Origin of the sequence: Sphingomonas corticis (assembly GCF_012035195.1) — a bacterium.
GTDB lineage: Bacteria > Pseudomonadota > Alphaproteobacteria > Sphingomonadales > Sphingomonadaceae > Sphingomonas > Sphingomonas corticis.
On record NZ_JAAVJH010000006.1, the window covers coordinates 283,446 to 297,245 of the forward strand.

The 13,800-nt window shown below is 67.9% G+C and carries 9 protein-coding genes; 2 read left to right on the forward strand and 7 right to left on the reverse strand.

Features of this window, described 5'->3' with window-relative positions:
* Positions 1-18: 18 nt before the first annotated feature.
* The 4 genes from HBH26_RS12180 to HBH26_RS12195 all read right to left on the reverse strand — a co-directional run bounded on the left by HBH26_RS12180 (position 19) and on the right by HBH26_RS12195 (position 4,740).
* Positions 19-492, reverse strand: coding sequence for a DUF7680 family protein (locus tag HBH26_RS12180; protein WP_168134950.1), 474 nt, complete (start codon positions 490-492; stop codon positions 19-21).
* Positions 492-3,587 (reverse strand): ATP-binding protein, encoded by a 3,096-nt coding sequence (locus tag HBH26_RS12185; RefSeq protein ID WP_168134876.1) that lies wholly within the window; start codon positions 3,585-3,587, stop codon positions 492-494. Before HBH26_RS12185 ends, HBH26_RS12180 begins: the two co-directional genes overlap by 1 nt.
* On the reverse strand, positions 3,584-3,862 hold the full coding sequence (locus HBH26_RS12190) for a hypothetical protein (protein WP_168134877.1): 279 nt from the start codon (positions 3,860-3,862) through the stop codon (positions 3,584-3,586). The genes HBH26_RS12185 and HBH26_RS12190 overlap by 4 nt, the downstream gene beginning before the upstream one ends.
* 155 nt (positions 3,863-4,017) lie before the next feature.
* Positions 4,018-4,740 carry a TIGR02391 family protein gene (locus tag HBH26_RS12195; protein ID WP_168134878.1) on the reverse strand — a complete coding sequence of 241 codons (723 nt, stop codon included), beginning with the start codon at positions 4,738-4,740 and terminating at the stop codon, positions 4,018-4,020.
* A 210-nt stretch (positions 4,741-4,950) separates the two neighbouring features.
* Here HBH26_RS12195 and HBH26_RS21190 point away from each other — a divergent pair, with 210 nt between their 5' ends.
* A complete protein-coding gene (locus HBH26_RS21190) occupies positions 4,951-7,932 on the forward strand; it encodes a TrlF family AAA-like ATPase (RefSeq protein WP_168134879.1) in 2,982 nt (993 codons plus the stop codon).
* A 178-nt stretch (positions 7,933-8,110) separates the two neighbouring features.
* Positions 8,111-9,802: a hypothetical protein gene (locus HBH26_RS12205; RefSeq protein ID WP_168134880.1), complete on the forward strand. Its 1,692-nt coding sequence runs from the start codon at positions 8,111-8,113 to the stop codon at positions 9,800-9,802.
* Here the strand turns inward: HBH26_RS12205 and HBH26_RS12210 are convergent.
* From HBH26_RS12210 to HBH26_RS12220, 3 genes are read right to left on the reverse strand one after another with little or no spacing between them, the layout of a single operon-like run.
* The gene (locus HBH26_RS12210; RefSeq protein ID WP_168134881.1) at positions 9,785-10,999 is read right to left on the reverse strand and encodes a TniQ family protein; all 1,215 of its coding nucleotides are present in this window, start codon (positions 10,997-10,999) and stop codon (positions 9,785-9,787) included. The genes HBH26_RS12205 and HBH26_RS12210 overlap by 18 nt on opposite strands.
* Entirely contained in the window at positions 10,999-11,904 is a 906-nt protein-coding gene (locus tag HBH26_RS12215; RefSeq protein WP_168134882.1) for a TniB family NTP-binding protein, read from the reverse strand. The genes HBH26_RS12210 and HBH26_RS12215 overlap by 1 nt, the downstream gene beginning before the upstream one ends.
* Positions 11,901-13,793 carry a Mu transposase C-terminal domain-containing protein gene (locus tag HBH26_RS12220; RefSeq protein WP_168134883.1) on the reverse strand — a complete coding sequence of 631 codons (1,893 nt, stop codon included), beginning with the start codon at positions 13,791-13,793 and terminating at the stop codon, positions 11,901-11,903. The genes HBH26_RS12215 and HBH26_RS12220 overlap by 4 nt, the downstream gene beginning before the upstream one ends.
* Positions 13,794-13,800 lie beyond the last annotated feature (7 nt).

A 13,800-nucleotide genomic window follows, 5' to 3' on the forward strand; every position in this document is an offset into this window, starting at 1 on the left:
CGTTATCGTTCTTCCGGATCAGCGCTGGGTGGTGGTGAGCAGCACGCGCAGCGCGGTCAGAACGCGGCGCGGGTTCTTGCGGTGGACGGCCATGCCGAGCCAGTAGGCGGCCTCCTCGCGCGCCATGTCCTCGATGCCCTCGGCGACCTGCACCATTGCCGCGCGCGAGCGCATGGGCGCGAGCACGCGGAACATCAGCGCGATGCGCAGCGCCGCCGCCTCGTCGATGGGCGCGCGCATGCCCTCGACCGGCATGACGTCGAGGCGGATGCCGGCATCGCGCAGCCGCTTGAGGATGCGGATCTGGTTGATCTCGAGGTTGCGCCCGGCGAGCCCGGCGACCCGCACGGGGACAGTGACGTGGGGGCTGGCCGGCGAGGGCAGCTGCCAGATCTCGACCTGGAGCTCGTTGCCAACCCGGCGGGCGCGGACCTCGTAGGAGGGCTGGATGGTTTGGCGGGCCATGTATTCGGCTTTCCTGCGGGTCTGCATCACGAGTTCACCTTGGCGGAGGCTTCGACGAAGGCGGCGGCGGCGCCGAAGCGGGTTAGACGGTCGACGATGCGCTCGGGCGCGTCGCCGTCGAGGGCGAGACCGTTGGCGAAGTCGAGCCGGATGACGACCTCCAGCCGCTTCTCGCTCGCGGCGCGGAGCTGGGGCTCGACGAACTCGCGCAGCCCCTTCATCTCCGTCAGCGTGCCCTCGGCCCGGATGCTGAGCTCGCCGCCGGCCGCGGTGGCGAGGTCGCCCTCCATCTCGACGTGCTTGGTGGCGTCGGGCACGCCCTCGGCCACCGGCAGCAGCTTGAAGGCGTCGGCGTAGTCGAACGGCGAGATGGTCACCGACGCGAGACTGACCGCCTTGGCGCTGCGCGCCTTCTGGAACACGACGGTGAGCGCCTCCTTGAGCACGCCCTCGTGCACGAACACAGTGCCCGGGCTCGCGGCGTTGGCCTCGCCGGTGCCGCCCTGTGCCGTCGCGCCCGCGCCGCTGGTCGCGGTGCCGCCAGCTCCGGCCTGGTGACCGCCACTGGCGGCATCGCCGGACTGGGCACCGCCGTCGGGCGAGCGGGTTCCGCCCCCGTCGGCTCCGCCAGTGCCCGTGCCCGCGCCGGCGGTCGGCGCTGGCGCGGGCCGCGGCCAGATGCCGTGCTCCCTGGCGTAGTCGGCGGTGAAGATGACCGAGGACTCGTCGATGACGATGCTGGGCATCGGCTCGCCCTGGCCGGCGACGAGGTCCTCGCGCCGGTAGACGAACACGCCGTCCTCGATGCCCTTGCGCACGATCTTCTTGAACGGGTCGTCGCCGATCTGGATGGGCAGGCTGGGGTCGCGCCGGAACTCCTCGCGCAGCGCCGCCGCGGTCATCTGCCGCTTGCTCTTCAGCGGCGTGCGGTCGCGGATGTAGGCGGGAGCGTCGGGCGCGTCCTCGGGCGACTTGAGCTTGTTGCTCGCCGACAGCTGGCGGACGACCTGCACCTGGCCGGCGCCGGGCTTCTCAGCGGTCGAGGGATTGTCGATGGAGGCGTAGCCCAGGCTGACCGACCCGTCGCCCAGCGCCGCCTTAGACGGGTAGAGTAGGTGGCGGTAGCAGCCCTGAATGGCGACCGCGACGGCCTGCTCCGACCGCTGCTCCTGCCGCAGGATCTCCTGCTGCTGATGGTCGGCCAGGTCGACCAGGCGCTCGGGGCGCTTCAGCTCCGCGAGCGCGATCCGGCGGCTCATCGCCTCGCGCATCTGCGACACCGCGCGCTCGTCTGCGAGCAGGAACACGAGGTTGTTGCGCAGGAGGCGGATCTTGTCCTCCTCGGCGCCCTTGCGCGTGTACATGCGGGCGATGAACTCGGGCACCGCGTCGAGCTGCGACGAGACCTCCAGCGTCTCGTGCTTGACGACGACCAGGCGCGGCTTGCCGTCGCCGACATCGTCCGGCACGTCGAACGCGCCGGCCGGAAACAGGATCGGGTCGAAGGTCGGCCGGTCGCCGGAGAAGATGTCCTTGATCCGGCTATCGAGTTCGAGTCGGATGCGCTCGGCGTCGATGCCCTTCTCCTCGCGCGCGATGATCTGCGTGAGGTTGGCCTCCGCGTTGAAGCGGAGCGGGGCACCGGGGCGGTCGTCGAGATACGCGCTGTCGGTCTGGAAGCGCACCAGGCTGGCGTCGAGCAGGTCGAGGTCCGACGCGGGCGACGCGATCGAATAACGCAGCTGCGCGGGGGTGATGCCGCGCAGCTCGTTGTTGAAGGCCAGCGTGTGCACGAAGATCGTTCGCGCGGCGTAGGAGGCGTAGGGAAGGAGCCCTGCGTTCATGTCCGCGTCGACGACCTGGGCGAGTGCGGGCTTGCCCGCGGGGCCGGCGACGTCGTTGTTGATGGCAGGCACGAACGCCGACTGGCCGAGGCGGGTCGTGAACTCTCGCTGCACGTCCTCCTGCCCGAGGTCGATGTGGTGCGTGTGAATAGCGAACGCGTCGCCCGCCCGGCGGGCCCACAGGCCAGCGACCGTCTTGGCGAGGATGCGCAGCATGCCGCGCACGCGCTGGAAATCGGCCAGCGTCGCCGTCTTGTCGGTCAGCGTGTCGATGAGGTCGGGATGGAAGGGGTAGGTGTCGACCAGCCGTGACCCTCGCACCCCCTCGCGGCTCTCCACCCGTCTGTCCGCCTGCACCGTCGCGTACGCGGCAGCGACTTCGTCGGCGGCACCCGGGCGGATCGTCTCGAACAGGCGGCGGCGCAGCACGGCCACCGTCTCGTCGTCGCCGGTGGGATTGAGGATCGTCGCCTTGCGGCCGGACACGCTCTCGGCCTCGGCGATCAGCTTCGCCACCGCCTCGTTCTCGGCAGCGAAGGCGTCGGTTGCCTTGCCGTCGGCGCGCACCGCGAGCGTGAACACCACGGCGGCGCGGGGCGAGGACTCGACGGCCGAGAACAGCGCCTTGATGAAGGCGGCGAGCTGGTCGCGGCCCCCGGCGCCGGGGCTCTTGCGCAGATATTCGCCGATCTCGTCCAGCACGATGAGCGCCGGCTCGTCGCCCAGCAGCTCGGACAGCGTCTCGGAGCCGGGTGCCTTCCGCTCCACGTCGGACGCGCGGACGCGCTCGTAGCCGTCGCGGCCGCGCAGCTGGTAGGCCAGCTCGCCCCAGGGCGTGTAGGCGAGCACGCCGTCGCCCATGGCGCGCCCGTTGGTCGGATCGGACGCCTCGCCGTCGAAGGCGGAGACGCGCGCTGTCCCCGGCATCGTCACCGACGTGAACTCGGCCAGGTTGGGGATCGACGCTGCGCTGCGTGCCGCGTGGATTAGCGCGATGAGCCCGTGCGTCTTGCCGCCGCCGAAGCTGGTGTCGAGGCGGAACACCGAGGAGACCGCGCCGGGCGTTCCGGACAGGCGGCGCAGCACCTGGTCGAGCAGCTCCTTGAGGCCGGCCGTCGGATAGGTGTTGGTGAAGAAGCGGATCGGGTCGACGTAGTCGGGATGGCCGGTGCGGTTGACCACCGGCCCGAGGCGCGCCGCGAAGTCGCCCTCCGACATCGCGCCCGACAGCACGTCGGGGCGCGGGGCGCAGAGGTCGTAGATGGTCGGTGCGCTCATTGTCCCTCTCTAGCCTTTTCCTCTTGCGCCGTCGGGCGGTCGCCCTCCGCGCGCACGTGTTCCTCTATCCTCGCGGCCAGCCGCGCCATGCTGTCGCCCCGCTGCCGCAGGATCCTCAGCAGCTTGTCCGGCACGTCGGCGGGCACGTCATGGCGGCCCGCGGCCCAGTTCCGCATGGTGCGGTCGGTCACGCCCAGGTCGCGGGACAGCGGCGTCTGCCAGCGCTCCCCGTAAAGCGCCTCCCCCGCCTGCCTGAGTATGTCGGACCCCTTCATCGTTTCCGCATTATAGGAAGAAGCTGCTGGTGCACCAAGCACTTTCGTCTCGGAGCTACACGCTTGCAACAAAGCGTCGTTGGGGGCGGCCGATGTGGATGAGGCCTGAGCCGCTGGTGTGACGGCCCATGCAACCCAGCCTTGGCGAACCGCGATCACACGACCCGTGTCGCGCCGTCGATGATCCTCGCCAGGAAAGACATCAGCATGAGTGCGTGCATGGCATACTCGCGATCCGTCGGGCGTTCGCCATGGGCGTGAGGATTACGGATGAACGCTCTCCACCCCTGCATCAGCAGCATCGATCCCCGCTGAATGTTTCTCTCCGTCTCCGTCGCGAGCGCCGCCGGCACCCTGAGCACTGGGTTGTTCGGGCTAAAAATTCGCCCGATCTCCCCGTCGGAGTCGTCCGCAGCGCCGGATTTCTGTCGGAACAGAGTCGCGAGGTCGACGCTGCAGGTTAGTATAAGGGCGTGGAAGTCCGGCTGGTCCTGTTGAAGCGTCATCGCCAGTCGCGGGCGGAAGCGCGCATGAATGAACACATCCAGATCGCCCAGATCGTCCCGCGGCAGTTCGGTGGCGTATGCCTCAGCCTTCGCCATGATGTCAGGCACGTCGAAAAATACGATGTCGTTCCAGTCGCCGGGCTCACAAAAGTGAATATGCCTGGCAAGGTCCCCACGCCGTCCACCCGGGAAGTCGGCGGGCAAGACGGCCTCAAGTGCTTCCTGTTGCGCCTTCAGGGCCGTCTTGAGTGCGGCTCTCGCGGCCTGAGTAGCGTATTCTTTTTGATCACGAATCGCGAGCCCGGCCGTTTCAATCAGCTTACGACAGTGCCGGCTCACGTTCAGCATGAACTCTAGCGCCGCATTCGCCATGGTCGTATCCTATTCCGTGCCGCCACTTCATCGAAGTTTCGGCCTTTTCACGCAACCGCCGACGCGATCTGGTAGCCGTTGAACCAGACTGCTGCCGTGCGCAGGGCCTTGCTTGCCTCATGTGCTCATCGAGCAGCGAGAACATGCGATCGACGCGGGGAGCTGCCCTGCTAGGGTGCGCCGGAGAAAGATTCATATTCGGGGGGTGAGATGCTGACGAGGGGAGCCGAATGGCGGCGGTGGGAGCCGCACATCCACGCGCCGGGGACGGTGCTTAACGATCAGTTCGGCGGCCCCGACCCGTGGGCTGGATACTTGTCGGCATTGGAGTCGCGATCGCCCCGGATTGAGGCGATCGGGTTCACCGATTACTATGTGACCGATACCTACGAGCAGGCTGTCGCGCACAGGGCGGCCGGACGGCTATCGGACGTCAAGTGTGTCTTCCCGAACATCGAGGTGCGGCTGGACATCGCCGCGAAGTCCGGGTTCGTGAACCTGCACCTGTTGGTCAGCCCGGAGGACCCCGACCATGTCGCCGAGGCTCACAGGGTGCTGCGACGGCTTCAGTTCAACGTCCTTGGTGACACGTTCGATTGCACCCGCGAGGATCTGATCCGTCTGGGACGCAGGGCTGACCCGTCGCTGGTCGACGATCGACGCGCGCTCGCGCACGGGGCGACGCAGTTCAAGGTGAACTTCGACCAGCTCAAGAAGGTGCTCAAGGAAAACGAGTGGGCCAGGGAGAACATTCTCGTCGGCGTCGCTGGCGGCGCAGGTGACGGCACGTCTGGCCTGCGCCAAGCTGCCGATGCGACGATCCGTCAGGAGATCGAGCGATTTGCGCACATCATCTTCGCGAGCAGCCCATCCCAGCGCGAGTTCTGGCTGGGTGGACGCGCCCTGAGTATCGAGCAGCTGCGCGACGGTTATGACGGGTGCAAGCCCTGCCTGCACGGCAGCGACGCTCATGATGAGGCGACGGTCGGCATGCCCGACGGAGATCGATACTGCTGGATCAAGGGAGCGCTCAGCTTCGACGCGTTGCGCCAGGCATGCATAGACCCAGGGACGCGGGCCTTCGTCGGCACCGAACCGCCCGGGGCTGCGCTGTCATCGCAGGTCATCTCGCGAGTTGAGATTCGCGACGCACCCTGGGCGGCGACGCCTGACCTCCCGCTCAACCCCGGACTGGTCGCGATCATAGGCGCAAGAGGATCCGGGAAGACGGCGCTGGCTGACACGATCGCTGCGGGATGCGATGCGATCCCGGCGAAGGCTTGGGAGGCGGTCGGCGGCGTCAGCGCCTCGTTCCTCGCCAGGGCGCGTGACGTAATTGGCGATGCCAAGGTAGCGCTCGAGTGGGGCGGCGGCGATGCAAGCGTAACCAGGCTGGACGGCGGCGACCCGGTGGACCCGTTCGCCTTTCAGCGCGCCCGCTATCTGTCGCAGCAGTTCGTGGAGGAACTCTGCTCCGCGAGCGGCGCGTCGGAGGGGTTGGTTAGCGAGATTGAGCGCGTCATATTCGAGGCGCATCCGCGCGACGACCGCGACGGTGCTGTCAGCTTCGCGCAGCTCCGCGAGCGTAGAACCGAGCGCTTCCGGCAGGCGCGCAGGCGCGAGGTCGAAGCGATTGACGCCCTTTCGGAACGGATCGCGGACGAGTTCGAGAAGGAGGGCATGGTTGCGGCGCTCACCGCACAGGCAAGCCACAAGCGCACTTTGATCGCTGGCTACACGGTCGATCTCGGCAAGCTCGTGGTGAAGGGCACGGAGGCGCAGGCAGCCCGTCACGCGGAGCTGAACGTGGCCGTCCAGAGGAAGACCAGCCAAGTCCAAGCGTTCTCCAACCAGCGGCGATTGTTCGTGTCGCTGCAGGATGAGGTGAGGAGCACCCGCGCCAGCAAGGCACCGGAGATGCTCCGTCAGACGCAGGCGCGGCATCCGAACAGCGGATTGGACGCGGCGAAGTGGGATGACTTCCTGCTCGTCTACAAGGGTGACGTCGACAAGGCCCTGCTGGGCTATATCGAATGGGCCGATCGAGAGATCGCCGCGCTGTACGGCACGCCGCCGACACCGGCACCAGACGGGGTCGACCTTCCCTATGTCGCGGATGGCGCGGACCTCGCATCAGTTCCCCTAGCCGTGCTCAAGGCTGAGATGACGCGACTCGAGCGTCTGATCAGCGCCGACCAGGTCGTGCGCGGACGATATGCGGCACTCGCCGCCCGCATCACCCAAGAGAACAGCGAGTTGCAGGGCATCGAGGCGCGGCTGCTCGATGCTCAGGGCGCCGGTGAACGCCGCAAGCAGCTGCAAGGCGAGCGAGAAAACTCATACGGCCGAGTGTTCCAGGCGATCATCGGCGAGCAGTGCGCCTTGGCCGATCTCTACGCGCCCCTGATGACCCGCCTCGCGGCATCGGAGGGAACGCTCCGCAGGCTAGGTTTTTCGGTCGCTCGGGTGGTGGACGCCGCGGGTTGGGGCGGCGTTGCGGAGGACAGGCTCATCGACTGCCGCAGGGCCGGCCCGTTCTACGGGCGAGGGTCGCTGATCCGCGTAGCCGAGACCGAGCTACGACCGGCGTGGGAGGCCGGGGACGCGGCGTCTGTGCAGGCCGCCATGAGCGGCTTCGTGGCGAACTACGCGCAGGCGATCCTCGCCCACGCGCCTGTCGTCCCGACCCAGCCGGTTGAGTTTCGCGCGTGGTCGCGCGACTTCTCGCACTGGCTCTTCGGCACAGATCACATTTCGGTCCGCTATGAGATCACCTATGACGGGGTGGACATCCGCAAGCTGTCGCCGGGCACCAGGGGCATTGTTCTCCTGCTGCTTTACCTCGCGCTGGACGATGCCGATGACCGCCCGCTCATCATCGATCAGCCCGAGGAGAACCTTGATCCCAAGTCGGTCTTCGACGAGCTCGTCTCGTTGTTCATCGCCGCGAAGGCCAAGCGCCAGGTGATCATGGTCACCCACAACGCAAACCTGGTCATCAACACGGATGCCGATCAGGTGATCATTGCGGAGTGCGGGCATCACGCGGCGGGCGGGTTGCCGCCCATCACTTACCAGTCGGGCGGATTGGAAGATCAACCGATACGGGATGCGGTGTGCAGCATACTCGAGGGCGGTGCGGATGCGTTCAGGGAGCGCGCCCGGCGCCTGCGGGTGCGACTGTCCAGGTAGTTGTATCAACCTCTCGCAACGCCCGGGCTCGACTCTCCGCGTGCGCCGTCGTCAAGCCGCAGGATGCCAGTCGCAATTGGCATAGGCGTCCGACAGAGACGGTTGGGTCGCGAGCGATGGCCCGATCACGCAGCTTCGCCGGTAGGCTTTTTATAGCCTTGGGATCTACTGTTCGAACGTGCCGACTCGATCGATCGCCATCGACAGCTTTATTGGGGTGCCCGGCACCGCCGAGATCGTGGGCCTGGGCGGCGTGCGCCAGCCCCGGGGCGAGGCGCAGGAGGTGGAGGTTGAGGTGGTCGTCGCATCGGACATGGACGCGCCCGGCTTCGACCTAGTGAATGGCGTCACGTCGCACTGGCTCGGTTGTGGCCAGCTGGACCTGCTGGCGCCGGGGTCGTGCTGGGTGGGAGGCCAGTGGAAGCGGTGGGCGCCAGGGCTGGCCATCGAGGACAGCTTCGAGTGCAATGGCTGGAGGGAGGAGGTCGGGGTGGGGCTTCACCCGCAGCCGCGGGGTCGACCGTTCCCGTCGCAGCGCTTCGCGTCGGTTCCGGGCTTCCTGCTGCGTCGGGTGGCCGTGGAGGGGAATGCGCCGCGCGAGCGGAGGTGGAATGACCCCGACTGGGTCCTGCTGCCGCCGATGGAGCTGCTTCGCGCGCTGTTCGGCGTGAGCAGCGGGTTCCTGCTGGAGCTCTTCGACGGCTTACGCGATCCCGCCGTTTCCGGCGAGCGCGGCTTGGTCAGCCGCCAGCTCTCGCGGGTGCGCGATGACGGCACAGTCGTGCTGGAGGCTGGGCGCGACCTGTCGCGCGACGAGGCGGTCGCCGCCGCCGCGGTGATAGCGGACAAGGCGATCCGCGCGCTGCACGATGCGGCGTTTCAGCAGCTGAGCGTGGACCCCGAGGGGCGTGACGGCCGCTCCGTCAACCTGGATCTGGCGTGGCCGTGGCGAATGCCTCTTCGGATGCGACTGGTCGGACGATGGGTAACGAGGGTCGACGCCCAGCCGAGGTTCGTCGCGTTGCGCATCGAGGCGATCGCCCCGCCACTGCCATTCAAGCGCGTCGAGGTGCGTCATCCTGGTTCCGAGCGAGGCGCTGGACGCGACCTTCCGCCGCCTGACGGCAGGACCAGGCCCGCCAACGCCCGTCTGATCGTCCTGACCACCGGCCGCGCCGGCTCGACCGTCCGTCGGTCGGTGGAGGTGCCGACCGGAACGGTCGATCTCGTCAGCGCGAAGGATGTCGAGGTGGTCTCCGTCGCCTGCGGCGCAGGCGTTCGGCGCGACCGGTCTTTGATCGGCGAGGACCCGCGGGACGCCGCGCCGTTCGGCACCGGCGGTCGCCAGCCTGGAGCGGACCCGGACGTCGGCGCGGCGGCCCTGAGGCGCAGGGCGAGAGCGGGCGAAGTGGCGGCCCGTCTACCATTCAAGGCGCTGGCTGACACCTGGATCGCTCTTGAGACGGCATGCCGATCACGGGCCTGGCGGCTGGACGCGCAGCCAACCACGTCGGGCCGTAGGTCGCCGCACGGGGGCCTTGATCTCACGCGCGAGCCGCTGGTTGCCATCGTGCGAGTGGGGGGACGACGGCTCCTCGTCGTGGATCGAGGCTCGCCACTAGGCGACGAGCGCAGCCTGGGACTGCTGTTGCCGAAGAGAGGGGGCATGAGCGACCGCGACCTTGCCAATGCGGCCCGAAGGGCTTGCGTCTCGGTCGACGGGAGCTGGCGCTCGCCGAAGGTCGCCCAGCCCGGCTTCGCGCCGGAGTTCGTGGTTAGGGGCGTCGCGCGCCCCTTCGGCCTGTGGGACGACCGCGCGGCCTATGCCGACTTCATGCGTCGGCGTATCGCGTCAGCCCTGGCTCTCTAGGGCCGCCATGGCCTCGGTGCGCCAGCGCGAGGGAACCGCCTGCCGCCGTTCGTAGTCCATGTGCCGGTATATGGCGGCGCGGCTCTCGCCGCAGATCGCGCGCAGGTCGCGGTATGTCGCCTTGCCCCTGGTCCGGCGGAGCCAAGCCGCGGCGGCGGCGACCTCGGGCTCCGTGGCTTGGTATGGTGTGGCGTCCATGTAGGCGCGCATGACCCGCTCGTAGGCGAACGGTGGGTTCGGCATGTCCTTGATGGCATGGGAGCGGTGCATGCCCGCCTCCAGGCATGAGTGGACGAACCGGTGCGGCCAGCCCCTCATCAGCCGTTCGACCATGTCGAACAGGCGGTGCCGGTCGGCGACGTCGAGATACTCGAACGGCTGGCGCGCCGTCGGCTTCTCGTAGGGCGCGGGATCCCCGCCCCAGTCCCTCGCAACCACTTGGCGAAGGGCTTGCGCGTGGCGGCCGTTGACGAGCAGGGCAGCGACCTGCCGCACGATGGCGAACGCGACGTGGGCGCGGAGATGCTCGTCGCCGAGCGGCCCCCAGCCACGCTCCAGCGCCGCCTCAAGCATGCTCTGCCAGGCGATGTGGTCGTGCCGCGCGACCGTCGCAGCCTGTTCGCACAGCTCGCCGCCGCACTTGAAGCAGTGCACCGCAGATGCGGCGGCGTGCTGATGGACGGGTGCGTCGCATTGCGGGCATCGGTCGCGCAGCAGCTGGCCGTGGGTCGTGCAGGACGTGACGAATGCCAGTCGCCATCGCCGTCTGAAGTAGGGCTTCGCGTCGGTGGCGAGGCACGCGGGGCAGTATTGCAGCCCGGTCCTCAGGCGCACGTTGTTGTCGATCGTCGTCGGCAGCAGCCAGGGGTTACGGCCCTTCGGGTTGTGCGCGGTGATCAGCGTTCCGGCGTAGGCCCGCAGCGTGCAGGCGTGGATCTCTCCGGCGGGCCGCAGCGTGCCGAGTGCGATCCGCTCGACGATCCGGGGTGGCGCGAAGTTGTCGAGGTCCTGCGCCAGCAGGTTCTTCGCCGAGCCGAACACCGTGTTGAGGAAGGTGATGGGCTTCAGGTCCATGCCGACGGCGAGGCGGCACAGGTAGGACGATAGCAGTTCGTCCGGCAGCGGCTGCGGCCGGAACGGCCACGGCTGTATTGCAGGCTTCGGCCGCGGACGCGGCAGCAGCGTCTCAACCGGCATCAGGCCACGCGGCGACCGACCGACACGATGCTGCGGTCTCTGACGCGGTCGATGGTGGACAACGTGATCCGCTCCTCGCCGCTGTCGATGGCGACCTTGCAGGCGTCCTCCAGCAGGTAGTTGAGGCGGCCGATGTAGCCCTGCGTCAGCGTGTACGCGAGCTGGACCAGCCCCTCGTTCTCGCGGAACCGCGACTGCCGGCGCAGCGGGAGCATGCGCTCGAAGGCCAGCAGGATCATCGCGAACTCGGACAGCGTGAACGGCTTCAGCTTGACCACCGTGTTGAGCCTGCCGGCGATCTGGTCCTCGCTCGCGATCATGTCGAGGACGACCTGCGTGCCGCCGACGACGAACGGCCGCCCCGTGTCGTTGATGAGGCTCTTCATGAACACGAGGAAGCTGACGATCTTCGAGTTCATGCGGCTGTCGCGCGAGATGTCGTGGATCTCGTCGATCATGACGGTTCCGACGCGGCAGGCCTTGAGCATGGTGACGGCGTGGCTGCGCAGGTCGGCGGGCGAGGGGTTGTAGCGCAGCGGATGTCCGAGCTCGGCGAGGATCTTCTTGAGCACGACGACCGGATCGGGATTGTCCGGCGCGGTCAGGTAGATGACGCGGTGCTCGGCGTATTCGCTTTCCGGGTCCATGCGCGGCTGGTGGAGGTCGCGGAACGCCTGCATCGTGCGGCTCTTGCCCGTGTCGGCCTCGCCCGTGATGATGAGGCCTCGCGGCTTCGTGGACTGCGCGGCGTTCATGCAGTCCTGCAGCTCGATGAACGCCTCCTTGGTCGAGGGCGTCGGCACCCAGACACGGTTCCAGCACTCGCCGAGACGCCCGCGGCCCTCGATGTCGAGGAACTCCTGCATTTCCGGCCGGAGCGTCGGGTTGTCGTAGGTGTCGCTCATTCGAACATCGCCTCCACGTCGTCGTCGCTGATGCCCGCTAGGATGGCGGCGATGCTGCCCTCGGCGGGTGCCTGTTGTGTCTTCCCGTTCCGCACGGGCTGCTCGTCGGATTGCGTCGATGCTGGCGTCGAGGTCGGCTGCACGAACCTCGGCACGGCTCCGCTCCTGGCGGCGGGGACCGGCGCCTCCTTTCTGATCCTGTTGTGGTGCTGCTGCCGTGCGGCCTCGCGCTGGGCACTCTTGGTCTTCTTGACCGCCTCCTCGATGTGGCGGTGCTGCTCGTCTATGATCTTGCTGAGCAGTTCGGGCGTGGGCTCGCGCTTGCGCCGCAGCGCCTCGCGCCGTGCCGCCTGCAGTTCGTGGATGCTGGCTTCGGGGAAGTTGAGCTGGCGGACGTGGACCGGGATCCACTCGTCCTGGTCCGTCGCGTCAGGGTCCTCGGCCTTCCTGTCCGGATGCTTGACGTAGATGACGCGCACGTCGAACGGGTGGCGGCGGATCTCGAGCTGGCCGTAGCTCTTGCGGTTCCTGACCAGCCACTCCAGCGACTCGCTGTAGTAGTCGAGGTGGTCGATCCTGATGCCGTAGCGCTGGATGCTGCGCTTCACGAGCGGGAACCAGTGGATGCGGAACTGGAGGTTGTCGACGAACACGTCCGGCAGTCGGTGCTTCTGCCCGTTCGGGCCGAAGTAGTAGCTCCTGAACCTCTCCAGCGGCGGCATGCCGATCCCAGTGTGGACGTCGTTGTGGTATTCGTCGACGATCATCCATGCGTGCTTGGTGACGTCCTCCAGGGTGAACGCCGCCGTCATCTCGGGGCGGAGCTCCCCTCGCTCGGTCGATGTAGCGCCTGTGGCACCCGGCAGGTCCTTGAAGCGGTCCGCCAGATTGCCGTTGAGCCTCTCGATGTGTGCGCCGTATTGGGGTTGGCCCAGGGGCCGCCACTTCAATCGAATGTTGAAGTGCGCCGCCGATGCGTTCGCCGACTCGCCGGTGAACTCGCGCGCGTTGTCGGCCTCGAGCCGCTCGGGCTTGCCGCACATCGGGTTGTCCCACTCGAGCCCATATCGCTCGGCGATCGCGTCCTTGCGCGTCATGCCGTTGATCATGGCCATGGCGAACGTGGTCGTGCTTGGCGCGTCGATGCCGACGTGCATGCCGAACACCATGCGCGAGTAGACGTCGATGGCGAGCGTGATCCAGACGCGGCCGATGACCTGCAGGCGGTCGTCGGACAGGATCTCGATGTCCGCCTTCCAGTGGTCGATCTGCACGACCTCCAGCGGGCGATGCACCTCGGGATAGTGATCCCTGATCGGGTCGTGCGTCTTGCGGGTCTCGTTGTAGCCCTTGCGCGTCTTGGTCCAGCGGTGCTCCGGGATCTTCGTCAGGCGGTCGGCGAGCGTCGCGTGCGCGACCTGCAGCCCTGCCTTCTCCAGCCGGCGCTTGACCTCGCGGAAGAACTTGCGGGGTTTGGCCCCGCCGCGCTTCAGCACGGTCGCCTCCAGCACCTCCTCGATGATCTTCTGCGCCTTGGGGTTGATGCGCGACTTGCCCCGTCCGCCCGGCCGTGTCGGCGGCGGCAGCTGGTCCGTCGTGCCCGTCTCCCTGAACCGCCTGATCGCGTCGTATGCGGCGGAGGTGGAGATGCCGAGCTTCTTCGCGGCTTCGGTCACCGCGGCCTTGGTGTTGCGGTCGTTTCCGAGCAGCGGTCCGAGCGCCTCGACATAGGCTGGCACCTTCGCGGCGCGCTTGGGGTCGACGGAGGTGCCGGAACGCACCTGTCCCACCGCCTCCGCCTCGAGATCCTTGATCGACGCGTCGAAGTACTCGCCCTCGGCGCTTACCACGACGAGCGTGTCGAGGTCGCGCGCGCCGACGACGCGCATCTGCGCG